General features: G+C 67.0%; 25 protein-coding genes. 9 read left to right on the forward strand and 16 right to left on the reverse strand.

From position 1 onward, the window contains the following. The first annotated feature begins 115 nt into the window (after positions 1–115). Entirely contained in the window at positions 116–1,381 is a 1,266-nt protein-coding gene (locus ACWPN7_RS25630) for a ferredoxin reductase family protein (protein ID WP_459196605.1), read from the forward strand. A 13-nt stretch (positions 1,382–1,394) separates the two neighbouring features. On the opposite strand, the gene ACWPN7_RS25635 is transcribed toward ACWPN7_RS25630, so the two are convergent. Together ACWPN7_RS25635 and ACWPN7_RS25640 are read right to left on the reverse strand one after the other, a co-directional pair. Beyond that, complete coding sequence (locus ACWPN7_RS25635) at positions 1,395–2,819, reverse strand: FAD-dependent oxidoreductase (RefSeq protein ID WP_038527858.1); 1,425 nt, start codon at positions 2,817–2,819, stop codon at positions 1,395–1,397. A gap of 15 nt (positions 2,820–2,834) precedes the next feature. Beyond that, complete coding sequence (locus tag ACWPN7_RS25640; RefSeq protein WP_198129028.1) at positions 2,835–3,941, reverse strand: polysaccharide pyruvyl transferase family protein; 1,107 nt, start codon at positions 3,939–3,941, stop codon at positions 2,835–2,837. 202 nt (positions 3,942–4,143) lie between these two features. On the opposite strand from ACWPN7_RS25640, the gene ACWPN7_RS25645 reads away from it, so the two are divergent. Next, complete coding sequence (locus ACWPN7_RS25645) at positions 4,144–4,611, forward strand: HAD family hydrolase (RefSeq protein ID WP_038527862.1); 468 nt, start codon at positions 4,144–4,146, stop codon at positions 4,609–4,611. Positions 4,612–4,631: 20 nt separating this feature from the next. On the opposite strand, the gene ACWPN7_RS25650 is transcribed toward ACWPN7_RS25645, so the two are convergent. Then, the gene (locus ACWPN7_RS25650; RefSeq protein WP_149648764.1) at positions 4,632–5,621 is read right to left on the reverse strand and encodes a TerC family protein; all 990 of its coding nucleotides are present in this window, start codon (positions 5,619–5,621) and stop codon (positions 4,632–4,634) included. 321 nt (positions 5,622–5,942) lie between these two features. Between ACWPN7_RS25650 and ACWPN7_RS25655 the strand changes: the two genes are divergently transcribed. Both ACWPN7_RS25655 and ACWPN7_RS25660 read left to right on the forward strand, forming a co-directional pair. Continuing rightward, positions 5,943–6,269, forward strand: a complete 327-nt coding sequence (locus ACWPN7_RS25655) for an HU family DNA-binding protein (RefSeq protein WP_257722223.1) — start codon at positions 5,943–5,945, stop codon at positions 6,267–6,269. 68 nt (positions 6,270–6,337) lie between these two features. Next, entirely contained in the window at positions 6,338–6,748 is a 411-nt protein-coding gene (locus ACWPN7_RS25660; RefSeq protein ID WP_038527868.1) for a Ros/MucR family transcriptional regulator, read from the forward strand. Between the two features lie 93 nt (positions 6,749–6,841). Here ACWPN7_RS25660 and ACWPN7_RS25665 read toward each other — a convergent pair whose 3' ends face one another. Then, positions 6,842–7,366 (reverse strand): GNAT family N-acetyltransferase, encoded by a 525-nt coding sequence (locus ACWPN7_RS25665; protein ID WP_038527869.1) that lies wholly within the window; start codon positions 7,364–7,366, stop codon positions 6,842–6,844. A gap of 510 nt (positions 7,367–7,876) precedes the next feature. Here ACWPN7_RS25665 and rpoH point away from each other — a divergent pair. Beyond that, positions 7,877–8,767, forward strand: a complete 891-nt coding sequence (gene rpoH / locus ACWPN7_RS25670) for an RNA polymerase sigma factor RpoH (protein ID WP_038527871.1) — start codon at positions 7,877–7,879, stop codon at positions 8,765–8,767. A gap of 247 nt (positions 8,768–9,014) precedes the next feature. After that, a complete protein-coding gene (locus ACWPN7_RS25675; RefSeq protein WP_200475317.1) occupies positions 9,015–10,361 on the forward strand; it encodes a globin-coupled sensor protein in 1,347 nt (448 codons plus the stop codon). A 120-nt stretch (positions 10,362–10,481) separates the two neighbouring features. On the opposite strand, the gene ACWPN7_RS25680 is transcribed toward ACWPN7_RS25675, so the two are convergent. Further along, complete coding sequence (locus ACWPN7_RS25680) at positions 10,482–10,652, reverse strand: hypothetical protein (RefSeq protein WP_175429604.1); 171 nt, start codon at positions 10,650–10,652, stop codon at positions 10,482–10,484. A 289-nt stretch (positions 10,653–10,941) separates the two neighbouring features. On the opposite strand from ACWPN7_RS25680, the gene ACWPN7_RS25685 reads away from it, so the two are divergent. Continuing rightward, positions 10,942–11,517, forward strand: coding sequence for a GNAT family N-acetyltransferase (locus tag ACWPN7_RS25685; protein WP_038527873.1), 576 nt, complete (start codon positions 10,942–10,944; stop codon positions 11,515–11,517). Here the strand turns inward: ACWPN7_RS25685 and ACWPN7_RS25690 are convergent. Further along, complete coding sequence (locus ACWPN7_RS25690) at positions 11,495–11,965, reverse strand: hypothetical protein (protein ID WP_038527875.1); 471 nt, start codon at positions 11,963–11,965, stop codon at positions 11,495–11,497. The two genes, ACWPN7_RS25685 and ACWPN7_RS25690, sit on opposite strands and share 23 nt — an antisense overlap. 221 nt (positions 11,966–12,186) lie before the next feature. On the opposite strand from ACWPN7_RS25690, the gene ACWPN7_RS25695 reads away from it, so the two are divergent. Then, positions 12,187–13,341: an alpha/beta fold hydrolase gene (locus ACWPN7_RS25695; protein WP_459196606.1), complete on the forward strand. Its 1,155-nt coding sequence runs from the start codon at positions 12,187–12,189 to the stop codon at positions 13,339–13,341. 21 nt (positions 13,342–13,362) lie between these two features. Here the strand turns inward: ACWPN7_RS25695 and ACWPN7_RS25700 are convergent, their stop codons facing one another. The 9 genes from ACWPN7_RS25700 to ACWPN7_RS25740 form a co-directional block, all read right to left on the reverse strand. Further along, positions 13,363–13,998: a LysE family translocator gene (locus tag ACWPN7_RS25700; protein WP_038527879.1), complete on the reverse strand. Its 636-nt coding sequence runs from the start codon at positions 13,996–13,998 to the stop codon at positions 13,363–13,365. Between the two features lie 74 nt (positions 13,999–14,072). After that, a complete protein-coding gene (locus ACWPN7_RS25705) occupies positions 14,073–14,723 on the reverse strand; it encodes an MORN repeat-containing protein (protein ID WP_459196607.1) in 651 nt (216 codons plus the stop codon). 89 nt (positions 14,724–14,812) lie between these two features. Further along, positions 14,813–15,271, reverse strand: a complete 459-nt coding sequence (locus tag ACWPN7_RS25710; RefSeq protein WP_459196608.1) for a molybdenum cofactor biosynthesis protein MoaE — start codon at positions 15,269–15,271, stop codon at positions 14,813–14,815. Between the two features lie 16 nt (positions 15,272–15,287). After that, positions 15,288–15,539 carry a molybdopterin converting factor subunit 1 gene (gene moaD, locus ACWPN7_RS25715; protein WP_038527886.1) on the reverse strand — a complete coding sequence of 84 codons (252 nt, stop codon included), beginning with the start codon at positions 15,537–15,539 and terminating at the stop codon, positions 15,288–15,290. Beyond that, positions 15,539–16,807, reverse strand: coding sequence for a molybdopterin molybdotransferase MoeA (gene moeA, locus ACWPN7_RS25720; RefSeq protein WP_492273484.1), 1,269 nt, complete (start codon positions 16,805–16,807; stop codon positions 15,539–15,541). Before moeA ends, moaD begins: the two co-directional genes overlap by 1 nt. A 30-nt stretch (positions 16,808–16,837) precedes the next feature. Then, complete coding sequence (gene mobB / locus ACWPN7_RS25725) at positions 16,838–17,365, reverse strand: molybdopterin-guanine dinucleotide biosynthesis protein B (protein ID WP_149648769.1); 528 nt, start codon at positions 17,363–17,365, stop codon at positions 16,838–16,840. A gap of 159 nt (positions 17,366–17,524) precedes the next feature. Next, positions 17,525–18,136, reverse strand: a complete 612-nt coding sequence (gene pgsA, locus ACWPN7_RS25730; RefSeq protein WP_051657843.1) for a CDP-diacylglycerol--glycerol-3-phosphate 3-phosphatidyltransferase — start codon at positions 18,134–18,136, stop codon at positions 17,525–17,527. Positions 18,137–18,184: 48 nt separating this feature from the next. Next, complete coding sequence (gene uvrC / locus ACWPN7_RS25735) at positions 18,185–20,167, reverse strand: excinuclease ABC subunit UvrC (RefSeq protein WP_349619880.1); 1,983 nt, start codon at positions 20,165–20,167, stop codon at positions 18,185–18,187. A 401-nt stretch (positions 20,168–20,568) separates the two neighbouring features. Next, positions 20,569–21,339, reverse strand: a complete 771-nt coding sequence (locus ACWPN7_RS25740) for an SDR family oxidoreductase (protein WP_459196610.1) — start codon at positions 21,337–21,339, stop codon at positions 20,569–20,571. 95 nt (positions 21,340–21,434) lie between these two features. On the opposite strand from ACWPN7_RS25740, the gene ACWPN7_RS25745 reads away from it, so the two are divergent. After that, the gene (locus ACWPN7_RS25745; RefSeq protein WP_459196611.1) at positions 21,435–22,235 is read left to right on the forward strand and encodes a hypothetical protein; all 801 of its coding nucleotides are present in this window, start codon (positions 21,435–21,437) and stop codon (positions 22,233–22,235) included. Here the strand turns inward: ACWPN7_RS25745 and ACWPN7_RS25750 are convergent. Next, positions 22,207–22,562, reverse strand: a 356-nt coding sequence (locus ACWPN7_RS25750) for a YkgJ family cysteine cluster protein (protein ID WP_492273485.1), incomplete at its 5' end; no start/stop codon positions are given. The two genes, ACWPN7_RS25745 and ACWPN7_RS25750, sit on opposite strands and share 29 nt — an antisense overlap.

The following is a 22,562-nucleotide window of genomic DNA, read 5'->3' on the forward strand; positions in this document are numbered from 1 at the left end:
CATCCGCACCTCGACGGTGGCCGACACGGAGGATGTCGCCGTGAAAAGAATCAAACTGTCTTTATGGGGTATTTCAACCCTTCTCACGATTTTATGGCTTGCCGCTGAACCCGGCGTGTTTTCGGCGGACAGCTTTTTCGGTCTTCGCGCTGCATTGGTCCAGTACAGCGGACTCATCGCCATCGGTTGCATGGGCATGGCGACGATCCTGGCGCTGCGGCCGCGCTGGCCCGAGGCGTGGTTCGGCGGCCTCGACAAGATGTACCGCCTGCACAAATGGCTGGGCATCGCCGGCCTCGTCGCGGCGATCGTCCATTGGCTGTGGGCCCAGGGGCCGAAATGGGCGGTGGGCTGGGGGTGGCTGGCCCGGCCGCAGCGGGGGCCGCGGGCGATTCCCGACAGCTCCCTCGAACAGTCGCTCCGCAGCCTGCGTGGCACCGCCGAATGGCTTGGCGAATGGGCCTTCTACGCGGCCGTGCTGCTGATCGCGCTGGCTCTGTTCAAGCGCCTCCCCTACCGGATGTTCTTCAAGACGCACCGCCTGCTGGCGATCACCTATCTCGTGCTGGTTTTCCACGCCGTCGTGCTGACGGACTTCGCCTATTGGCGTTTGCCCATCGGCTGGGTGATGGCGCCTCTGCTCGCCGCCAGCGCCTGGGCCGCCGTCGTGGTGCTGCTCGGCCGGGTCGCCGCCGACCGGCGAATTCCCGGAACAATCAGCGCCCTCCATTACTTTCCGGGCGTGCGCACGCTGGAGGTCGCCATCCATGTTCCGCAGGGCTGGCCGGGCCACAAGGCGGGCCAGTTCGCCTTCGCCACCTCGGATAGGGCGGAGGGGGCCCATCCCTACACCATCGCCTCGGCCTGGAACGACGCCGAGCGCCGGATCACCTTCGTGGTCAAGGAGCTTGGCGACCACACCCGGCGGCTGCGGGAACGGCTGGCGGTCGGCCAAGCGGTGACGGTGGAAGGACCTTACGGCTGCTTCACCTTCGACGACCCCTGCCCGCACCAGATCTGGGTGGGCGGCGGGATCGGCGTCACGCCCTTCATCGCCCGCATGAAGTTCCTGGCGGCAAGCGTCGAGCGGCCACGGCAAACCATCGATTTCTTCCACACCACCAGCGAGTACGACGGGGACGCGATCGCGAAGCTCACCGCCGACGCCGCGGCGGCGGGGGTTCGCCTCCATGTCCTGATCGACAGCCGCGACGGCCGTCTGGATGGCGAGCGCATCCGTGCGCTGGTGCCGGAATGGCGCGACGCCAGCGTCTGGTTCTGCGGCCCGACGGGCTTCGGGCAGGCGCTGCGGCACGACTTCGCGGCCCACGGCCTGCCGGTGGACCAGCGCTTCCACCAGGAACTCTTCGCGATGCGCTGACCCCAGGGAAGCCTTACGCCTCCGGCTCGCGCAGCAGGGCCCCCTGGCGCAGCAGCTCGCGCTGGATGGCGCCGACCGGGATGTCGCGGGTGCGCTCGCCGCGCCGCGCCGCCATCGACGCGCAGACCCCGGCGGCCTGCCCCGTCGCCATGCAGGTGGGCGTCACCCGGTAGGAGGAATGGGCCTCGTGGCTGCCGGAGATGCAGCGTCCGGCCACCAGCAGCCTCTCCGTCCCCTTGGGCAGAAGCGCCCGCATCGGCACCTCGTACCATTCGCCGGAGGGCACGCGCTTCAGCACCGTGCCGCGGCCCGTCGGGCTGTGGATGTCCACCGGGTAGGTGCCCCGCGCGATGGCGTCCTTGAACTTGGCCGCGCCCAGCACGTCGTCCGCGGTCATGGCGTAGTCGCCGACGATGCGCCGCGTCTCGCGGATACCGATCCCGGTGCCGGTCTGGCAGGTGTAGGCGTCGGCGAAGCCGGGGGCGTATTTGCGCAGGAAATTCGCGATCTGCGCGGCCTGCCGATGGCTCTCCCACTCCGCGCGGGTCAGGTCGAAGACGTCGGTGCCCAGCGCGCCGGTGACCCGCGTGCAGTTCAGGGCGATCTCCCCGGGATGGGTGGTGGCGAAGAACAGGATGTCCTCGCGCGCCAGATCGAGGTCACCGTTGGCGGTGGCCTTGGACACGAGGTCCCACAGCCCGTGCACGCCGCGCCATTGCGTCGGGTGCTCCCGCACATAGCCGTTGAAGGCGTCGTGGTCGAAGCCGACCATGCGGAACATCAGCGTCATCGGCTGGGTCAGCCCGTCCTCCTCCCGCCCGACCTCATAGTCGCAGCCGGCCAGCGCCGCGATGTCGCCGTCCCCGGTGCAATCGACGATCACGTCGGCCTCGATGACCACCGGGCCGGACTTCGTCTCGAAGACCACCGCGTCGGGCTTGCCCGGCTCGCCGAGGACGGTGGAGGCGAAGGCGTGCAGCAGCACCTTCACCCCGGCTTCGTCGAGGATCTGCTGGGCGGTGACCTTCAGCACCTCCGGGTCGAAGGGAACGGTGAAGCCGGTATCCGGCGAGGGCGGAATGGCCCCCTGGTTGGTGTAGAGCCGGCCCAGGAAGACGGCCAGCGCCCCACCCACCACCGGCTCGCCAGGGCCGTGGTCCTGCGGCATCAGGCGGGTGTTGTCCACGACCGCCACCGATCCGCGCTGGGTGTAGAAGCTCATCCAGGGCATGACGAGGGCGGCCGTGGCGTTGCCGCCGAGGAAGCCGTAACGCTCCACCAGGATGGTGTCGGCCCCCGACTGGGCGGCGCCGATGGCCGCCCCCATGCCGGCCGGACCGCCGCCGACGACGAGCACGTGGCAGCGCGCGACCTTCATGGCGCGGCGCGGCGGCAGAGTGACCGATTCAGGGTTTGGGGGACAGGGCAGGACGGGCAAGACTGGCTCCTTTCATCATTCCGCTGCTTTGGCCGCTGCTTTGGCCGCCGTTTCGGCGCGCGGCGCCACCGTCTGCAGGGCCAGGGGCGCCGTCTCGCGGGCACGCTCCATCAGCACGGGAATCCGGTCGCGCAGCAGTCCCTTCTGCTCCGCGCGGTGGTCCCACAGGCGGTCGAGATCGGCGAGGAAGGTTCCGGCGGTGGTGTGGGACACCGTCGCCCGCGGCTCCAGCCCGATCGAGGACAGGAAATCCGACACCTTGGAGGCGTAGGGGAGCGCGATCAGCGGCGTGCCGGTGATCGCCGCGAAGATCAGGAAATGCAGCCGCATCCCCACGGCCATTTCGAAATGATCCATCAGCCCGATGATCTGGCGCGGCGTGTAGCGGTATTGCAGCAGATGGGCGCGTTCCGACACCGCCATGCGGCCCATGACGCGGTGCGCCTCCCGCACGTCGGCGCGCTCCATCGGCACAAAAACCACATCGGCGCCGAAGCGCTGCACGATGTAGTCCGCCGCTTCCGCCAACAGCTGGTGATAGGCCGCATCGGTGAGGTCCGGCGCCGCAGCACCCTGCTCGCGCACCGACAGGCCGACCAGCGGGCGGCCGCGCGGGATGCCGGCCTCGGCCAGCATCTCCTCGGTGAAGGGCTCCGGCTTCAGCAGCAGCGCCGGGTCGGCGGTGACCGTCACGGGAACCTGCACGCCGATCTCCTCGATCAGCCGCTTGGCGCTCGGTTCGCGGACGGTGATGCCGGTCATGCGGTCGAGCCCCTCGCGCACCGCGTCGCGCTCCACCCGATCCTTCAGCGGACCGACGCCGATGGCGAAGGTGTAGGTCGGCACCCCCAGCCGCTGAGCGATGGTAACCTCGCGCAGGTAGGTCTGCGCCTCGCTGTCGTAGAGAATGCCGCCGCCGCCCAGGAGCAGCAGGTCGAGCCGCTCGACCTCCGGCGTGATCTCGTCCTTCATGGCTTCCCGCGGATTCAGAACGCGATCCACCGCGTGGTTCTCGCGGGTATGGGCGGCGTTGCGCGAGAAGACGACCACCTCCACCCCCGGCACCGCAGCGCGCAGCTGCTCGATGGCCGAGGTGAGGATCGCCTCGTCCCCCAGATTCAAGCCGCCGTAAGATCCTGAAATGCCTATGACCGTCATCCGTACCCCCCTGCCGCACCGGAGCCGTGCGCCTATGCCTTCGGGTGCAACCCAACCGGCTGGCGAAGGTTCCGTGCGACCGTTAGTCTGCGGTCGCGTTCACCCGGCGTTGGATGGGCTGGACGTTGGTTGGACTGGACGTTGGACCGGCAGGACAAGGCAGACAATGCAGAGACCCAAGCTGTTTCTCGACCTCGACGGCGTTCTGGCCGATTTCGACCGCGGCGTGAAGGCGGTCACCGGCAAGCGCCCGGAGGAGATCCCGATGAAGGTCATGTGGCGGGAACTGTCCCGCCATCCCGACTTCTTCGGAACGCTGGAGTTCATGCACGACGCGCAGGATCTCTGGCGATTCTGCGAACCTTACACCCCGACCATCCTGACCGGCCTGCCGCTCGGCTCCTGGGCGCCGGAGCAGAAGCGGCGCTGGGTCGCCCATATGCTGGGTTCCCATGTGCGGGTCATCACCTGCATGGCCCGCGACAAGCACCGCCATGGCGGGCCGGGCACGGTTCTGGTGGACGATCGCGAAAAGGCCCGTGATCCCTGGACGCAGGCAGGCGGCGACTTCATCCTCCACACCAGCGCGAAGGAGAGCATCGCCGCCCTGAAGCGCCTGGGCTTCACCGGCTGACTGGGATCATTTGTCCGGCATCACTCCGCCGGCAGCCGCTTGCCCTCGCTGCGCGTCTTGAGAAGCGAGACCGCCACGCCGCCCGCGATCAGGGTCAGTGTCACGCCCAGCGAGACCAGCGGGTCCGGCTTGCCGAAGATCTGGGTGTAGAAGATCTTGCCGCCGATGAAGACCAGCACCAGCGCCAGCGCGTATTTCAGGTAACGGAAGCGGTGGACCATCGCCGCCAGCGCGAAGTAGAGCGCGCGCAGGCCGAGGATGGCGAAGATGTTGCTGGTGTAGATGATGTAGGGGTCGGTGGTGATGGCGAAGATCGCTGGCACGCTGTCCACCGCGAAGATCAGGTCGGCGAACTCGACCATCATCAGCGCCAGGAACAGCGGCGTGGCGTAGAGCGCGGTTCGCCCGTCCGGACCCGCCTCGCGCACGAAGAACTTCTGGCCGCGGAAACCGTCGGTGATCCGCAGGTGGCGGTTCAGGAAACGCAGCGCCGGGTTGTTGGCGAGGTCCGGCTCCTTGTCCACGGCGAACAGCATCTTCACGCCGGTGAGCAGCAGGAAGGCGCCGAAGACGTAGAGCACCCAATGGAACTCGCTGACCAGGGCGGCGCCGGCGGCGATCATCAGGCCGCGCATCACGATCACGCCCAGGATGCCCCAGAACAGCACGCGGTGCTGGTAGGCGCGCGGGACTGCGAAGTAGGTGAAGATCAGCGAAATGATGAAGACGTTGTCGAGCGACAGGCTCTTTTCGATGAAGAAGCCCGTGTAGTACTGGGCCGCCGCGGTATCGCCCATCGACCACCAGACCCAGCCGCCGAACAGCAAGGCAACGGCGATGTAGAAGGCGGAGAGACGGAGGCTTTCCCTGACGCCGATCTCGCGGTCGCGGCGGTTGAGGATGCCGAGGTCGAAGGCCAGCAAGGCCAGGACGAGGCCGACGAAGGTCAGCCAAACCCACACCGGCTTTCCCATGAAATCGAGAAAGACGGGTGCGATAAGGGAATCCATAACAAGACCCACTTGATTGCGCTGCGTCTGCAGTGAATTCAAGCGGTATCCGACATCACGGCTGACGCCTCAGCCGTCAGAGGGGCCCGGACCCGAACGCCACGCAAATGGTGTCGCCCATAGTCCGTTCAAGATCCACATCCCGCGAGTTGATCAACTTTCCGCGGAGGACATCCTTCCTTTGGCAGCCATGCGGCACCGTTGTGCCGCGAGGGACGGTCATTTTGATGCATCCAGGCCACAGTGAACGCAAGAACTCATGATTGATGAAACACTTAGGGTTGCCTTTCCGGCCATCGCTCTTGTGCTGATGGATTCGATCTGCCAAGAACACGGGAAAATCCACACGCGCGAAGGCACCAGGAGTTTCGCATGAACCAAGCCGAACTCATCGAGACCATCGCGACCAACGCCGGCATTCGTAAATCCGATGCGGCGAAGGTCGTCCAGTCGGTGTTCGAAGGCATTTCCTCGGCGCTCGCCCGTGGCGAGGAGGTGCGTCTTGCCGGGTTCGGTATTTTCGAGGTTGCCGAGCGTGCTGCCCGCGAGGGGCGAAACCCGCGCACCGGCGAGGCGGTGCAGATCGCCGCGTCGAAAGCGCCGCGTTTCAAGCCGGCCAAGCAATTGCGCGACGTGGTGAACGTCTGATCGACATCGCCCAATCCAAGGCCGATTCAAATCGGCCGACTCACAGGGGAACGGAGCTGAACGCGGCCATGACCATCGAAGCATCGGAATTGCAGGCCCTGACCGCCAAGGTCGTTGCGGCCTATGTCGGCAACAACACGGTGCCGGTCGCCGACCTGCCGGCGCTGATCCTCAACGTGCAGACGGCCTTCAACGGCCTGGGCGAGGACAAGGCCGCGCCGGCCAAGGCCGAGCTGGTTCCGGCGGTGCCGATCAAGAAGTCGGTGACCCCGGAATACATCATTTGCCTGGAGGACGGAAAGAAGCTGAAGATGCTGAAGCGGCATCTCAAGACCGTCTACGACATGTCTCCGGACGACTACCGCGCCAAATGGAATCTGCCGGCGGAGTATCCGATGGTTGCCCCGAACTACGCCAAGGCCCGGTCGGAAATGGCCACGAAGCTCGGCCTGGGCCGCAAGCGGGTCGCGCAGGACTGATCCCTGCCCCACGTCCCATCGGCGGGCGCATCCTTGATGGATGCGCCTTTTTTCTTTCTGCCTTCGCCGATGGAGGGCCGGGATATGGCTCCCTCAACGATCGTCGGGCAGCGTCGCTTCACCGTGGCCGAGTTGCCGCTGCATCAGCACACTGTCCACCCAGCGCCCGAACTTGAAGCCGACCGCTTTCAGCAGGCCCGCTGAGTCGAACCCCAGGCTTCGGTGCAAGCCGATGGACGCCGCGTTGCCGCTGTCGCCGATCACCGCGATCATCTGGCGGCACCCTGCCGCCGTGCAACGCTCGATCACCGTCGCGAGCAACGCCCGGCCGGCGCCTCGGCCCATGCAGTCCGGGTCGAGATAGATCGAATCCTCAACGCTGTAGCGGTAGGCGGTGCGCAGCCGGTAGGGGCCTGCATAGGCGTATCCTATGACCCGCCCATCCATCTCCGCAACGACATAGGGCATGCCCCGGGCCAGCACGTCGTCCCGTCGGCGGGCAAGCTCGTCCAGGCCGGGGGGTACCTCCTCGAAGCTCGCCGTGCCGGTCAGGACGTGATGGGTGTAGATCGCCTGGATGCGCGGCAGATCATCCGGCCGGCTGTTGCGGATGTGCATGGATCGCCTCTCGCCTTGTTCGGCCCTGGAATAGCACGTCCGCAACCTGGGAGAACACCAACGTCGCCACGGCGGAAGCGCGTTTCACCAAGCACCCCTGAGGAACGTCATATGCTGAGCAGCGCGGTCCATTAGCCTGTATGGCCAGAGCTTATGCAGAAGATGAAGGCGGATGGCCGAATGATGACAAAGCGGAGAGAACCGCATCTGCCTTAGCTCCAAACGGAAATCGTCATCTTTTCGCCAATCTTCCAAAAGTTCTCCCGATCTTTTCGGCATTCATAAGGACCGAATAGTCCGGACATACGCCAAAAAATATTGCTGCACTGCCGTTTCAAGGCTTGATCCGACTTGGAGGTAGCGGCACAGTATCAATGTCTGATTGACGTGTTCCCGGATAATTTCGGCAAATCCCCCAGAAAAAAAATGCCGAAACGGTGGGCGTCCCAAACGGCCATCGAAAGGGTTCCGCGGCAAAAGACGGTGGAGCGTTGGAGAGAGGAGGCCGGTGTGCTCAAGAAACTCCTGACTGGTGAAAACGCCAGCCTGACCCGTTATGTCGAGGAGTCGAAGCGGTTCCCCATCCTGGCCCCCGACGAAGAGCGCGAGCTCGCCGTCGCTTGGCGCGACCGCGGGAACGGCCACGCGCTGGAACGTCTGGTGGGAAGCCATCTGCGGCTGGTCATCAAGATCGCCCGCGGTTTCGGCGGCTACGGCCTTCCGCTGCCCGACCTCGTCGCCGAAGGCAACGTGGGCCTGATGCAGGCCGCACAGAAGTTCGATCCGGAACGCGGCTTCCGTTTCGCGACCTACGCCACCTGGTGGATTCGCGCCTCGATCCAGGAATACATCCTGCACAGCTGGTCGCTGGTGAAGATGGGCACGACCGCCGCCCAGAAGAAGCTGTTCTTCAACCTGCGCCGCCTGAAGAGCCAGATGCAGGAGCTGGAGCAGGGCGACCTCTCCCCCTCCACCGTCACGGCCATCGCGACCGAGCTGGACGTGCCGGAGCAGGAGGTGATCGAGATGAATCGCCGCCTCTCCTCCAACGACAGCTCGCTCGACGCTGCGCTGTCCAGCGACGGCGAGACCAACTGGCTGGAACTCCTGGCCGACGACCGCCCGACGCAGGAAAGCGTGATCGCCGACGCCGACGAACTGGCGCTGCGCCGCCGGCTGGTCGGACAGGCACTGGAGCGGCTGGACGACCGTGAACGCCGCATCCTGTTCGAGCGCCGCCTGAAGGACGACCCGTCCACCCTGGAGTCGTTGAGCCAGCAGTTCTGCGTGTCCCGCGAGCGGGTGCGCCAGATCGAGGTGCGGGCGTTCGAGAAGCTGCAGAAGGCCGTTCTCAGCGCCGCCCAGGCGCTGCGCCGCGCGCCGGCCCACATGGCCGCCTGATATATGGCCGCCTGATGTAGACGAACAGTCGACGTCCAGATTGCCTCATTACATACCGGCGGATGCCAAACGGCTCCGCCGGTTTTCTATTTCATTAAAGCCCGGTGAATTGTTGGGCCTGCGACAACGCTTCCGGTTTTCACACCCACCGTAACCCTCCATAGTGCCGCCCGCAGGTTAGTTACTTTGCATTAAAAACAAATTGCGCTAATCTGAAGCGGTCCTATTTTCGTGGGGAAGTCGATCCATGTCGCATTCTGCCCAGACGCAGTCCATTCTTGACCGTATCTCCTTCTTGCGAATCGACGAACCCACGAAGGCCGTCCTTCGGGAATTCCAACCCTACCTCGCCCAGCGCATCGACCAGGTTCTTGAGGACTTCTACGGCTATCTGCGCTCGGTCCCGCAGGTCGCGACGCTGCTCGCCGATCCAACGGTGGTCAGCCGGGCGCGCGACATGCAGAAGCAGCATTGGCTGAAGAACGTCTTCACCGGCACCTTCGATGATGCCTACATGGCGCAGGTGCTGAAGATCGGGCAGGCCCACCAGCGCATCGGTCTGGAGCCGCGCTGGTACACGGGCGCCTATTGCTTCACCCTCAACAAGCTGATCGACCTCGCCTATCAAGTCTACCGCAAGAAGCCGGAGAAGCTCGCCCAGCTCATGCAGGCGATCAACAGGGCGGTCTTCCTCGACATGGATCTGGCGACCTCCGTTTATGTCGACCTGAACACCGCCGCGATCATCTCGCGTGAATTGGGAACCACCGCCGACTCGTTCGAACGCGAGGTGAAGAGCGTGGTGCAGGCGGTGGCGTCCGCCGCGCAGCAGCTTCAGGGCACCGCCCAGAACATGAGCCGCACCGCCGAGGAAACCAGCGTGCAGTCCACCCAGGTTGCCGCGGCGGCCGAGGAAGCCTCCGTCAACATCCAGACGGTCGCCGCGGCGGCGGAGGAACTGACGGCCTCCATCGGTGAGATCAGCCATCAGGTGACCCAGTCGGCGGCCATCGCCGGTGAGGCCATGTCGCAGGCGGAACGCACCAACACCACTGTGCAGGGATTGGCCGACGCCGCCAGCCGCATCGGCCAGGTGGTGAAGCTGATCCACGACATTGCCAGCCAGACCAACCTGCTGGCGCTGAACGCGACCATCGAGGCCGCGCGCGCCGGCGAGGCCGGCAAGGGCTTCGCCGTCGTCGCGTCGGAGGTGAAGAGCCTCGCCAACCAGACCGCCAAGGCGACGGAGGAGATCAACGCACAGATCGGCGCGGTCCAGGGGGCGACGCAGGACGCCGTTCTCGCCATCCGCTCGATCTCGGGAACCATCGCGCGGATCAACGACATTTCGACTTCCATCGCCTCGGCCATGGAGGAGCAGGGCGCCGCCACCACCGAGATCGCCCGCAACGTTCAGCAGGCGTCGATCGGCACCCGCGAGGTCAGCGAAACCATCGTGCGCGTCAACGCCTCGGCGTCGGACACGGGGTCGGAAGCGCGCAGCGTCCTGTCCGCGACGAACGAACTGTCCGTCCATTCGAACAATCTGCGAGCGGAGGTCGACCGCTTCCTGGCGCGGGTTCGGGCCGGCTGATTGCAGCAGTGGACCGGGACCAGCGGCCCGATCCGGTGCCGCCGGCCTGAAAGCCCGTCCGAAGCCCGTCTGAAAGATTGATCGGCCCGCTGTCTTGGACGGAAGCTGCGGGTGTCGCGATCAGAGAACGGTGCGGAGAACCGTGTCGCTGATCTTGATCTTGGCCGCAGTGGCGGCCGAACGGATATCGTCGAGCGACCGCCAGTGACTGCGACCGCCGATGGTGGTCAGGGCACCATTCTGCATCGCCACGAAAAGGCCGGTACGCCCCAGGTTGACAATCTTGATCATCGCACGCCCTCCCCGTCTCCGGGCGCCGTCACCGTACAGGCATCTTCGCGCCCTATTTCGTATAGAGACTTATCAAGAGACGTCTCAATCCGTCAACAAGGCTTATCGTCATATTCTAAGGGTTGTCTATCGTGTTTTCAAAACACGCTTTCGTAATAAATTTTCCTAAATCTTTTCCTTTTCACGGTTCGTGGGCCGGTTTTGCCCGGTAAGACTTTCATCGGACGCGGGGAACGCCGCCAGCGCCGGCCCGTTCATTCCCTCAGATGGTTTGAAGCCCGGAGGAGGAATGGACGCCGCCACCGCGTCGCAGGATGTCATCAGCCTGCCCGTCGCAATTCGCCCGGCCAGCCGGACGGACCTGCCGGATCTCGAATGGTTCGGGCTGCACACGCCACACCGGGAAATCCTCGCCACGGCCTTCCGCGCCCAGGAGCGCGGAAGCGGCGCTCTTCTGGTGGCCGAGATCAACGGCTTTCCCGCCGGCCAGATCTGCATCGACTTCCAACGCAAACGGCATTTGCGCCGCGCCACGTTGTGGGCGCTGCGGGTGTTCCAACCCTTTCGCAACCGGGGCATCGCCACACGGCTGATGGCCGCCGCCGAGGGAACCGCGCTCGACCACGGCTATTCGGAAGCGGAACTGGGCGTGGACCGTGACAACGCCGGTGTCCTCGCCTTCTACGAACGGCTGGGCTACGAACTGCGCGGCACCGAACGGGGGCGCTATTCCTACCGCACCCCGGCCGGCGAACTGGTCCAGGTGCCCATCGATCAATGGATCATGCGCAAGCCTCTGTTCCGGCAGGCGGCGTGGCAGACCAGTGCCGGCTTCGCGCCGGTCATTCCGCCGCCAGCGCTATGAGCCGCGCCGGACGGCGCCGCGGCAGACGGATGCGCGCGCCGTCCAGGATGTCCGCCAGTTCCCGCGCCGAATCCGTGGCCATGGTCAGGGCGACCAGGGGAAGCCAGCGGTCGAACACCTGGGACGTCACGTCGCCTTCCCCGGCCTGCATGGCGGCCAAGGCGTCCAGCACCGCCATCTCGTCCATCCCGACCCGCGAGCAGGTCGGGCAGCGGAACGCCGGCCGCCCGGCGTTGGTCACGGCGAAGGTACCCAGCAGGGCGAACAGCGGCAGCAGAGCCGACGACGGCACGCCGGCCACGCCGAAGCTGGCCCGCATGGCGGCCATCGCGCCCGCGGTGCCGTGACGGAACCATTGCCGGAAACCGGTCAGAAGCGCGCGTTCCGCCGTCGTCAGATCGGACACCGTCCAGGGGGACAGCCGCCCCTCGCCCACCGAATCGCACATGTTGACCCCTCCCGACTGAAGTGACGGAACTGACCTTAGACGATCCGCGCCTAATTTGCGAGTCATTCGCATTTGCAATCGATGGACCTTCTGACGCAGGCCGCCCGCACCGATGGGGCTGTGACAACACTCCGTGACAAACGCCGGCCCGGTCCGATGGAAAGGTCGGGTTAACCATATTCCTGGACCCTTTCCACGCCCGCAGACAGGAGCGTGGAAGGATGAGGCGGACAGTCGGACAGGCGCTGCTTGGATTGGTGGCGGCGTTGGCAATGCTCGGTACGGCGCAGACGGCGGCGGCCCAGATTCACCTGAACCCGGCCTATGGCGACGGCACCCTGCTCGGCCCGACGATGGCCCGCGGCGCGGTGGTGTGGAGCCACGGCCGGTCCGTGGAGGTGGAGGATTCGAACGCCCCCACCCCACTCTACATGAAGACCATGAGAGACGCCGGATGGGACGTGTTCCGTCTGGATCGTATGCGGGTCAGCGACACCCTGCCGAACAGCTCCCGCGCGCTGGCGGGCTACGCCGATCAATTGAAGGACCGTGGCTATCGCAAAGTCGTGCTGACCGGCCAGTCCTTCGGCGCCTTCATCTCGCTGATGGCCGCCGGGCAGAGCGACCGGGTGGACGCCGTCGTCGGCACCGCTCCCGCGGCCTTCGGCAACTTTTCCGACTCCTACGACAGCTTCCGCGACAACGCGGCGCAGCTCTGGCCGATCCTGCGCGGCATCCACAGCGCGCGTGTGATGCTGTTCTTCTTCCATGGTGACGATTTCGACCCCGGCGGACGCGGGGAATCGGCGCGCGGCATCCTGTCCTCGCGCGGGCTGGACCACATCGTGGTCGATCAGCCGGCCCTGCTGACCGGCCACGGCGCCGCGACGACCGGCATGTTCGTCCGGCGCTTCGGGTCCTGCATCCTGCGCTTCGCCGAGGCGCCGCCGCGCCGGGGCGACCCGTCCTGCGACGAATCCTGGGGCCGCACGCCGAGCGCGGAGCTGATGCGGGCCGCGGTGCCGGAGCCGCGCACCGGCAGCGGCACCTCCTCTCCGGCGGGCACCGGCGCCCGCTCCTTCCTCGGCGTCTGGTACGGCGCCTACATCAACGGGCGGGAGATCGCGCTGGCGGTGGACCGGATCGAAGGCGACGCCGTCTACGCCGATTATGTGCTGGGACCGGGCATGGAGGCCGACCAGCCGATGGAGCGCGCCCAGCGCAAGGGCCGCATCGAGAACGACGAGCTGGTGTTCGATGAGAAGGGGCGCAACGTGCTGCGCTACAGCATCCGGACGGACGGGCGCCTGTCCGCCGCTTGGCTGGACCGCTCCGGCAAGGGCCGTCTGGAGACGACCCTCCGCCGGATGGACTGAGCAATCACAAACGGTGGGCGATCACAGCCGGCGGGCGAGCGCCAGCAGCCCGCCTGCGCCGATCATCAAGCCGCCGGTCAGGCGGTTGAGGGTGCGGGCCGCGGACCCGCTGGTCAGCCGGGCGCCGATGCTGTTGCCCCCGGTGGCGTATGCCATGATCCAGCCGAACTCGATCACCACCATGATCGCCACCAGCGCCACCAACTGCGGCATCAGCGGGGCCGCCGGGTCGATGAACTGCGGGAACAGGGCGGCCATGAAGACCAGAGCCTTCGGGTTGCTGAAGGCGACCAGCAGCCCGCGCAGGAACAGGCGATGGGCCGGGGCTTCCTCCGCCGCCGCGGCGGCGCCGACGCGCGGCGAGCCGTCCGGCACCGGCGCCCGCCACGCGGCGATGCCGAGCCAGGTCAGATAGGCCACGCCCGCCCACTTCACCGCCTGGAAGGCCGGCTCCGACGCCGCCAGCAGGGCGCCGAGTCCGAGCACCGACAGGGTGGCCATCGTCGTCAGCGCCACGCACATGCCCAGCCCGCCCCAGGCCGCGCGGCGGACGCCGTAGCGCAGGCCGAGGCTCATCGCCAGCAGCATGTTGGGGCCGGGCGTCATCGACAGTACGAAGGCCGTCGCGAAGAAGAATCCGAGGGTCTGCCAGTTCATCGCCGTCTTCCGAAGGGGTTCCGGATGTCACCACGGAGCGGCGCGTCTGGCAAACGCCGCCTGTGCAAAGCTGGTCAACGCCGGTTCGCATCGCTCGGCGGCGGATCGCGGTAGTCCCACGGCGGTGTGCGCAGCCACTCCTCCAGGCTGCCCGGCGCCGCCCTGCCCCGCGGTTCCGGCCGCTCGACCGACCGGATGGGCTCGGCAGGCTTCGAGCCGAGAAGCGCGCCGGGCCACACCCGCCCGTCGCGGTCGACCCGCGCACGGTAGCGCAACCCCATGGAGGCGACGAACTCCCCCTGCCCGGTCGGGCGTCCGAACGCGAATCCGCCGACGTAGCGGTGACCATCCGGCAGAGTCAGCGTTCCCGGGCCGGTGGCGAGGCCATGCCGGAAACGGCCCTCGAAGATCGTCCCATCCTCACGCCCGCTGCGTCCCGGCCCCTCGGCCCGGCCATCGACGAAGACCGCCTCGGTCCAGTCCACCGGTTCCGCACCATTGAACGTTTCAAGAACACCGGCACCATGGGCGAAACCGTTGCGGCAGGCGCCGGTCCAGCGGACGGACTTCCCCCGGCTCGGATCAGGATCGCGGACGCGACAGCCGCCGACCGGGTCGGTCAGAACCCGCTCCGCCGTTTGCCGCTCCTTCCCTTGAACCGGGCACGTCAGGAAAGCGCCCAGCGACAGGGCCACCAGTCCGGTGAGCAGGAACCGGGTTCGCATGATCGGACGCTCCGCATGCGCGCACAGCCTTGCGCGGGAGCGGATCCAATCACCCCGAGGAGGGCGCCGTCTGTGCCCTGCCTCTCACCTCACGCCGGTTTCGTCCAGCGGGCCGCCGCCGTGTCGTCGGATTCCTTGGCCTCCACCCAGCGCTCGCCCTCCGGGGTGGCCTCCATCTTCCAGAAGGGCGCCTTGGTCTTGAGCCAGTCGATCAGGAAGTGGCAGCTTTCAAAGGCCGCCTCGCGGTGGGCGCTGGCGGTGACGACCAGCACGATCCGGTCGCCCGGTTCCAGCCGCCCGTAGCGGTGGATGATCAGCGCGTCGTCCAGCGGCCAACGCGCCCGCGCCTCCGCCTCGATCGCCTCCAACTGCCGCTCGGTCATGCCGGGATAATGCTCCAGCGTCATGGCGCTGACGGACTCGCCGCCGGCCATGTCGCGGACCAGCCCGACGAACAGGGTCACCCCGCCGATGCCGGTCTTGCCGCCGGTCATCGCGGCCAGTTCCGCCCCGACGTCGAAATCCTCGCTCTGCACCTTCACCGTCACGGCAAAGTTTCCTTCCTCAGCCGCCGGTCACCGGCGGGAACAGGGCCACCTCGTCGCCGGGGCCGACCGGGTGGTCGTAGGGCACATGCTCCTGGTTCACCGCGACCTTGACCACCGTGCTGTTGGCGAGCGCGTCGGCGTGCTTCGGGCTGCGGGTCTTCAGCCACGCTACCAGAGCGCCGACGTCCCGGACCTCCGCCGGCAGGTCCACCGTCTCGGTCGCCACGCCGATCTTGGTGCGCAGCCAGGCGAAATAGAGGATCTTCATCACCGAACCTCACTGAAAGGCAGGAAATCCACGATCATCCCCGGCTCGATGCGGGTGATCTCTTCCGGCAGTTCGACGAGCCCGTCGGACTCGACCATCGACGACAGGATGCCCGCCCCGTCGCGGGGGTGCTTGACCGCGGTCAAAACCCCGTCGGCGGCGCGGGCGAGCGTGGCCCGCACATACTCGCGCCGCCCCGCCTTCTTCTTGTAGGTAAAGCCCGCGCGCAGCGGGAACAAGGCGGGCGCCTCGTCGGCCGCCCCCATCAGCCGGAGCAGGATCGGGCGAGCGATGCGCAGGAAGGTGACCATGACCGCCACCGGGTTGCCCGGCAAGCCGACAAAGACGGCCGCCCCCTTGGTTCCGCCCTTGACCGTGCCCAGAGCCACCGGGCGCCCCGGCTTTATCGCCAGCCGCCAGAAATGCAGGCCGCCCAACGCTTCCACCGCCGCTTTGACGTGGTCCTCCTCCCCGGTGGACATGCCGCCGGAGGTGATGAGAACGTCGTGCGTCCCCGCCGCCTCTTCCAACGCGCCGCGAACGGCGTCGAGGCGGTCGGGCAGGATGCCGAGGTCGGTCACGCCGCAGCCGAGCTGGCGCAGCGCGGCGATCAGGGCAAAGCGGTTGGCGTCGTAGATGCAGCCCGGCTCCAGCGGCACGCCCGGCTCCCGCACCTCGTCCCCGGTGGAGAAGACGGCGACACGCAGGGCGGTGCGCACCGTCACCTCCCGCCGCCCCAGCGAGGCGAGCAGGCCGATGTCCTCCGCCCGCAGCCGGCGGCCGGCGGTCAGGACGGTGCTTCCCCGCGCCATGTCCTCCCCGGCGCGGCGGCGGTTGGCGCCGCGCCGGATGCCGGGGGGAATGGCGACGGAGCCCTCCTCCGCCTTGCAGTCTTCCTGCATCAGCACCGTGTCGAAGCCTTCGGGCATCGGGGCGCCGGTGAAGATGCGCACCGCCTCGCCGCGCCGTCCGGGACGGTCCAGCGCATGGCCGGCTGCGACGCGCGCCGTGACCGGCAGCAGCGTGGCCGCGTCGGGCGTCAGGTCGTCGAAGAAGACCGCGTAGCCGTCCACCGCCGAATTGTCGTGCGGCGGCACGTTGAACGGAGCAACGACATCCTCGGCCAGCACATGGCCAAGGGAGTTGGCAAGACCGATCCGGCGGGTCGCGGTGACGGGATGGAGGCGGCCGGAGAGAAGCTCCAGCGCCCGGTCCACCGCCATCATCTCCCCGCCGAAGGCGAAGCAATCGTCGCTAAGCTGAGCCATCGCTCCACTCCACCCCCGCACACCGCCGTCTCAGACAGCCTGCCCCGTCGCCCCGCACCGGTCCAGCGCGCAACGCTCGATGATGAAGGAGGCGATGCCCTCCTCGTCGCCCAGGTCGAAGACGGGCACCCTGGCGTCCGGGACCGGACCGTCGCTGGCGATCGCGACGATGCTCGGATCGTCGCGCGCGATCAGCGGCTTGCCCACCGAGGCGCGCCACACCTCGATCTTCTCGTGCGGCTCGCGCTTGAACCCCTCGATCAGCAGCAGGTCGACGGGCGACAGCTTCGGCAGCAGTTCCGCCAGGGACAATTCCGGCTCGTCGTCCCGGATCTCGTGCATCAGCGCCCAGCGGCGGGGCGAGCTGACCAGAACCTCCGTGGCGCCGGCCTCGCGGTGGTTGTGGCTGTCCTTGCCGCGATGATCGATGTCGAAGCCCTTGTGCGCGTGCTTCATGGTCGAAACGGTCAGGCCGCGCCGGATCAGCGCCGGGATCAGGCGAACGATCAGCGTCGTCTTGCCGCTGCCGCTCCACCCCGTCAGGCCGAACATCTTCATGGAAGCCTCTATCCTCCGCCTTGCCGCCCATCGCTGCGCGGGCGTTCCCCGGTCACATAGCAGAAACACACGGGCATGCGAACGGACAAACCGGAATGGCGGCCCGCTCTGCCATGTGCCGGAAAACTGACCCCAGGAAAGCGGCCGCTGGAAAGCGATTCAGCCCGGCGTGCGGGCCGGGTTCCCCGGAGCGCCCTTTTGCGGCTTGACCGGCTGGTGGGCCATCATGTGCTTCAGCCCGGCGCGCATGTAATCCCAGCCGGTGACGAAGGTGAGGATCGCCGCCACCCACAGGCCCAGCGTGCCGATCAGCGTGACCGGGATGTGGACCGGGCCGTAGTCGCCGACGATCAGGAAGCCGATCGCCACCATCTGGATCGTCGTCTTCCACTTGGCCATCCAGGTGACCGGCACCCCGACGTTCAGCCCGGCCAGATATTCGCGCAGGCCGGACACCAGGACCTCGCGCAGCAGGATGACCACGGCGGCCAGCACCGACAGACCGGACAGCCGGGCGAAGGCGACCAGCATGATCAGAGTCGCGGCGACCAGCAGCTTGTCCGCGATCGGGTCGAGGAATTTGCCGATGACGCTTTCCTGCTCCCAGGCGCGGGCCAGATAGCCGTCGAACCAGTCGGTGATGCAGGCCGCGGCGAACAGGGCGCAGGCCGTATAGGCGGCCCACGCCTCCGGCACGTAGAACAACCCGACCACGACGGGAATCACCGCGATGCGCGACAGGGTGAGCAGGTTCGGCAGGCTGGTCAGCATCGGTCGCAACTCTGGAATCGGGGGAAACGCGCGGCGGGCGGCGTCATTCTAACCGTCTGAATGGAAATGATCGTATATCTTTTTCGCCACCGTCTTGCTGATCCCTTCGACCGACTCCAAATCCGCCAGTCCGGCGCGGGAGACGGCGACGGCGCTCCCGAAATGGTGAAGCAGGGCCTTCTTCCGGCCGGGTCCGATTCCGGGAATCTCGTCGATCATCGATTTCCCCAACGCCTTGGTGCGCTTCGCCCGATGGGTGCCGATGGCGAAGCGGTGCGCCTCGTCCCGCAGCCGTTGCAGGAAATAGAGCACCGGGTCGCGCATTTCCAGCTGGAACGGCGCGCGGTCCGGCATGAAGAAGCGCTCCCGCCCGGCGTCGCGGTCCGGCCCCTTGGCGATTCCGACCAGCGTCACGTCGTCGATCCCCAGATCAGCCAGCACGCCCAGCGCCATGTTGAGCTGCCCGACGCCGCCGTCGATCAGCACCAGATCGGGCCAGGTGCCCTGAGTCCGCTCCGGGTCCTCCTTGATCGCCCGACCGAAGCGGCGGGCCATGACCTCGCGCATCATCGCGAAGTCGTCGCCGGCGGCGCCCTCGGTTTTGATGTTGAACTTGCGGTAGGCGTTCTTGATGAAGCCCTCCGGCCCGGCGACGATCATGGCGCCGATGGCGTGGGCACCCTGGACGTGGGAGTTGTCGTAAACCTCGATCCGCTGCGGCGGGCCGTCCAGCCCGAAGACCGACGCCACCCCGTCGAGCAGCCGCGCCTGCGACGAGCTTTCGGCCAGCCGCCGCCCATGGGCCTCGCGCGCGTTGGTCAGGGCGTGTTCGACGATGCGGCGCTTGTCGCCCCGCTTGGGCGCGGCCAGTTCCACCCGATGGCCGGCGCGCAGCGCCAGGGCCTCGGTCAGCAGTTCCTGCTCCGGCAGGTCGTGGCTGACCAGGACGAGGCCGGGGGCCGCCTTGTTCTCGTAGAACTGGGCGATGAAGGCGGCCAGCACCTCCGGGGTCTCGGCGCTCTTGTCGTGGCTGGGGAAGTAGGCGCGGTTGCCGTAGTTCCGCCCGCCGCGGAAGAAGAACACCTGCACGCAGGTCATCCCGCCCTCCGCGTAGGCGGCGATCACGTCGGCGTCCTCGACCACCCCTTCGACGTTGATGTCCTGGTGCGCCTGCACCGCGGTCAACGCCCGGATACGATCGCGGTAGCGGGCGGCGGTCTCGTAGTCGAGATTCTCCGCCGCCTTGGTCATCTCCGCGACGAACTCCGTCTGGATGTCCCGGCTCTTGCCGGACAGGAAGGCGCGGGCCTGATCGACCTGCGCCTGATACTCCGCCGGGCTGACCCGCTCCACGCAGGGCGCGGTGCAGCGCTTGATCTGGTACTGCAGACAGGGCCGGGTGCGCGCGGCGAACACCGTGTCGGCGCAGTTGCGCAGCAGGAAGGCGCGCTGGAGCGCGGTGATCGTCCGGTTGACCGCCCCCGCCGAGGCGAAGGGGCCGAAATAGTCGGCGTCGCGCGACCGCGCGCCCCGGTGCTTGGTCAGCTGCGGATAGTCGTGATCCTTGGTGATCATGATGTGCGGGAAGGTCTTGTCGTCCCGCAGCAGCACGTTGTAGCGCGGCATCAGCCGCTTGATCAGGTTCGATTCGAGGAGCAGCGCCTCGACCTCGGTGTGGGTCGTGACGAACTCCATGGTCTCCGTTTCCGACACCATGCGCTGCAGCCGCACGGGCAGGCGGTTGACCTGGGTGTAGTTGAACACCCGCCGCTTCAGGTTCTTGGCCTTGCCGACATAGAGCACGGCCCCGTCGCCCGCCAGCATGCGGTAGACGCCGGGCGTCTGCGGCAGGGTCTTCAGATGGTCGCGGATCACCTCCGCCCCCCGGGCGAGATCGGCGGGGCGCCGTCGCGTGCGGGGCGTCTTGTCCACGCCTTGGGCATCCGCGCCTGGAGCGTCGGCGCCCAGAAGCTCGGCGCCGTCCGCCTCCGGGAGAATGAGGTCCGTGGGGGTGTCTGCGGTATCAGCCATGTCTCGAATGTCGTCGGGTCCTGGAAGGGGGTCAACCACCCCCTGTCCTGAATGGTTAAGACGAACGACTCACCTCTTCGGTGGGCACTCGTCGGGATATCCACGACTCCTGTGGATAAGTGTGTCGATAACCCAAGAGTTACCCCAGCGGAACCAAGGCGGCCCAAGGGATTCGAAAGCTATGCACAAAAATTAGGCATTTCACCTAAGCCTTTGTTTTTACTGGAGACGCCCCGAGTCAAGTCGGCACTTTGGCGCTGTGTCGCTATTTTTCCGGATCGTGCAAACAGCCCCTTGCGCCGATGAGGCCGGATGTGTACAACGCGCGGTCCTCTTGCCGGGGTGCCCGACCGACCATGGGATTGGTCGCTGAACGGCCAGACGGCCCCTGGCCGAACCGCCTATTCCGTTGGCACGAATCCCAGGGACGGCTGCGCCCATCCCAGATGCTCGCCACCGTCGAGGGCGACCATTTGCCCGGTGACCGACGGCGCGTCGATGAGGAAGCGCAAAGCCGCGCAGATCTCCTCCGGCGAGGGACCGCGCCTCAACGGAGTCGCGTCACGCTGCGCGGCGAACTCCTCATCCGTCTGCCGGACATTTTTCAGTGTTGGCCCTGGCCCGATCGCGTTGACCCGGATGCGCGGGGCGAGCGCCATGGCGAGCGTCTGGGTCAATGTCCACAGGCCGGCCTTCGAAAGGGTGTAGGAGATGAAGTGCGGGGTGAGGTTCCACACCCGCTGATCGATCATATTGACGATCAACCCCTCCGCACCGCCCGACACCTGAGCCGCGAAGGCTTGGCTCAACACGAAGGGAGCGCGAAGATTCGCTTCCATATGGCGGTCCCAGGACTCGCGGGTCACGTTCTCCACCTCGTCCCGTTCGAAGCGGGAGGCGTTGTTGACCAGCAGCGACAGCGCGCCCAGCCGCTCGACGGCTTCGGGCACCAGCGCCTGAGCGTCCAGCTCGCGCTCCAGATCGGCCTGAAGCGCCACGGCGACGCCACCCTGTCCGACGATTTGCGTCACCACCGCGTCGGCCTCGCTGCGGGAATGCCCGAAATGCACCCCCACCCGCCAGCCACGCGCCGCGAGGTCGAGCGCGATGGCGCGTCCGATCCGCTTTCCCGCCCCGGTGACCAGGGCCGCTTTCCTCTTGATCTCCACCATGCCGCCATAGGTACCCTGCCACCCGTTCCGGTCAAGGGGGTTCCCTTCGGGGCAAGGACCGGACCGGTGAAAGACGCGCGGAGCAGGACGCGGCCATGCTGAGGGAAGCCTTCGAATATCTGAGCACGCCCTGCCCGCCCTTGGCCCGCCGTTACGGCTATCTGGCGGAAGCAGTGGCCCTCGGCGCGCGCCACCGCCGTCAGAGGCAGGCCTGGGCTCCCCACGTCGATGCCTGCCGCCGCTTTGTCCAGGAGGCCGCCGAGCGGGCGCCACGGGGTGGGCGGGCACTGGTGGCGGGGTCCGGCTTGCTGATCGAGGTTCCGCTGCCGCTGCTGGCCGAGCGATTCGGCGAAGTGGTGCTGGTCGACATGGTTCACACCCACACCGCACGCCTGCAGGCGCGGCGCCATCCCAACGTCCGCCTGCTCACTCTCGACGTCACCGGTGCGCTGGCGCCGCTGGATGCCGCTCTTTCCGATGGCTCCCCGCTTCCCTTACCCTCACCGCCGGACCTGCCGGGGGAGCGGTTCGCCTTTGCCCTGTCCTGCAATCTCCTGTCGCAGCTCCCGCTTCTGCCCTTGGACGCCATCGACCGCAAGGCACCGAACACGCCGGAGGCGGAGCGGGACCGCTTTGCCCGAACCCTGGCGCAGACGCATCGCTCCTGGCTTTCCCGCGTCGCCGAACAGGTCACGCTCTTCACCGACACGGAAAGTCTCTGGATGGAGAGTGGCGCCATTCAGGAGCGCGAGACCTCGCTCTGGGGGCTTGATCTTCCCTCTCCCGACCGCGTCTGGGATTGGGACATCGCCCCGGCCCCGGAAGAGGACCGTCGGCGCAGCCTGCGTCACCGGGTCGGCGCGTGGTTCAATCTTGCAGCCCCAGTTGAGACCTGACGGTGTGACAGGCGTCGCTTCCCGCGGTGAATTCCCGGCACACCAAGGGGCGGTGCTCATAGACGCTGCAAAAGACGGACTCGCCGAGGGTTCCCATCAGGGCGGCGCAGCGGTTGCCGTTGCACCGCATGCGCCCGTCCTCCTTCAAGTGCTCCATGATCTCTTCACCGTCCCAATCGCCGATGAAGGTGGGCCATTCCCAGGAGTAGGCGCAACAGGCCCCGCAGCTTTCGCAATCCGGCACGCCATCCTCGGTCAGCATAGCATTTTCCCGTTCTTCCTCGTCCGCCACCCCACTGTCCGCCCGTCTCTCCCCTCCCCTGCGTA

This window comes from Azospirillum sp. UENF 312511, assembly GCF_058780635.1.

What these genes read in the sequence shown, in the direction of transcription:
- ACWPN7_RS25645 (WP_038527862.1), top strand. Translation starts at nt 4,144, where the DNA reads ATGCAGAGACCCAAGCTGTTTCTCGACCTCGACGGCGTTCTGGCCGAT.
- ACWPN7_RS25650 (WP_149648764.1), bottom strand. Translation starts at nt 5,621, where the DNA reads ATGGATTCCCTTATCGCACCCGTCTTTCTCGATTTCATGGGAAAGCCG.
- ACWPN7_RS25660 (WP_038527868.1), top strand. Translation starts at nt 6,338, where the DNA reads ATGACCATCGAAGCATCGGAATTGCAGGCCCTGACCGCCAAGGTCGTT.
- ACWPN7_RS25665 (WP_038527869.1), bottom strand. Translation starts at nt 7,366, where the DNA reads ATGCACATCCGCAACAGCCGGCCGGATGATCTGCCGCGCATCCAGGCG.
- ACWPN7_RS25675 (WP_200475317.1), top strand. Translation starts at nt 9,015, where the DNA reads ATGTCGCATTCTGCCCAGACGCAGTCCATTCTTGACCGTATCTCCTTC.
- ACWPN7_RS25680 (WP_175429604.1), bottom strand. Translation starts at nt 10,652, where the DNA reads ATGATCAAGATTGTCAACCTGGGGCGTACCGGCCTTTTCGTGGCGATG.
- ACWPN7_RS25685 (WP_038527873.1), top strand. Translation starts at nt 10,942, where the DNA reads ATGGACGCCGCCACCGCGTCGCAGGATGTCATCAGCCTGCCCGTCGCA.
- ACWPN7_RS25690 (WP_038527875.1), bottom strand. Translation starts at nt 11,965, where the DNA reads ATGTGCGATTCGGTGGGCGAGGGGCGGCTGTCCCCCTGGACGGTGTCC.
- ACWPN7_RS25695 (WP_459196606.1), top strand. Translation starts at nt 12,187, where the DNA reads ATGAGGCGGACAGTCGGACAGGCGCTGCTTGGATTGGTGGCGGCGTTG.
- ACWPN7_RS25700 (WP_038527879.1), bottom strand. Translation starts at nt 13,998, where the DNA reads ATGAACTGGCAGACCCTCGGATTCTTCTTCGCGACGGCCTTCGTACTG.
- ACWPN7_RS25705 (WP_459196607.1), bottom strand. Translation starts at nt 14,723, where the DNA reads ATGCGAACCCGGTTCCTGCTCACCGGACTGGTGGCCCTGTCGCTGGGC.
- moaD (WP_038527886.1), bottom strand. Translation starts at nt 15,539, where the DNA reads ATGAAGATCCTCTATTTCGCCTGGCTGCGCACCAAGATCGGCGTGGCG.
- moeA (WP_492273484.1), bottom strand. Translation starts at nt 16,807, where the DNA reads ATGGCTCAGCTTAGCGACGATTGCTTCGCCTTCGGCGGGGAGATGATG.
- mobB (WP_149648769.1), bottom strand. Translation starts at nt 17,365, where the DNA reads ATGAAGATGTTCGGCCTGACGGGGTGGAGCGGCAGCGGCAAGACGACG.
- pgsA (WP_051657843.1), bottom strand. Translation starts at nt 18,136, where the DNA reads ATGCTGACCAGCCTGCCGAACCTGCTCACCCTGTCGCGCATCGCGGTG.
- uvrC (WP_349619880.1), bottom strand. Translation starts at nt 20,167, where the DNA reads ATGGCTGATACCGCAGACACCCCCACGGACCTCATTCTCCCGGAGGCG.
- ACWPN7_RS25740 (WP_459196610.1), bottom strand. Translation starts at nt 21,339, where the DNA reads ATGGTGGAGATCAAGAGGAAAGCGGCCCTGGTCACCGGGGCGGGAAAG.
- ACWPN7_RS25745 (WP_459196611.1), top strand. Translation starts at nt 21,435, where the DNA reads ATGCTGAGGGAAGCCTTCGAATATCTGAGCACGCCCTGCCCGCCCTTG.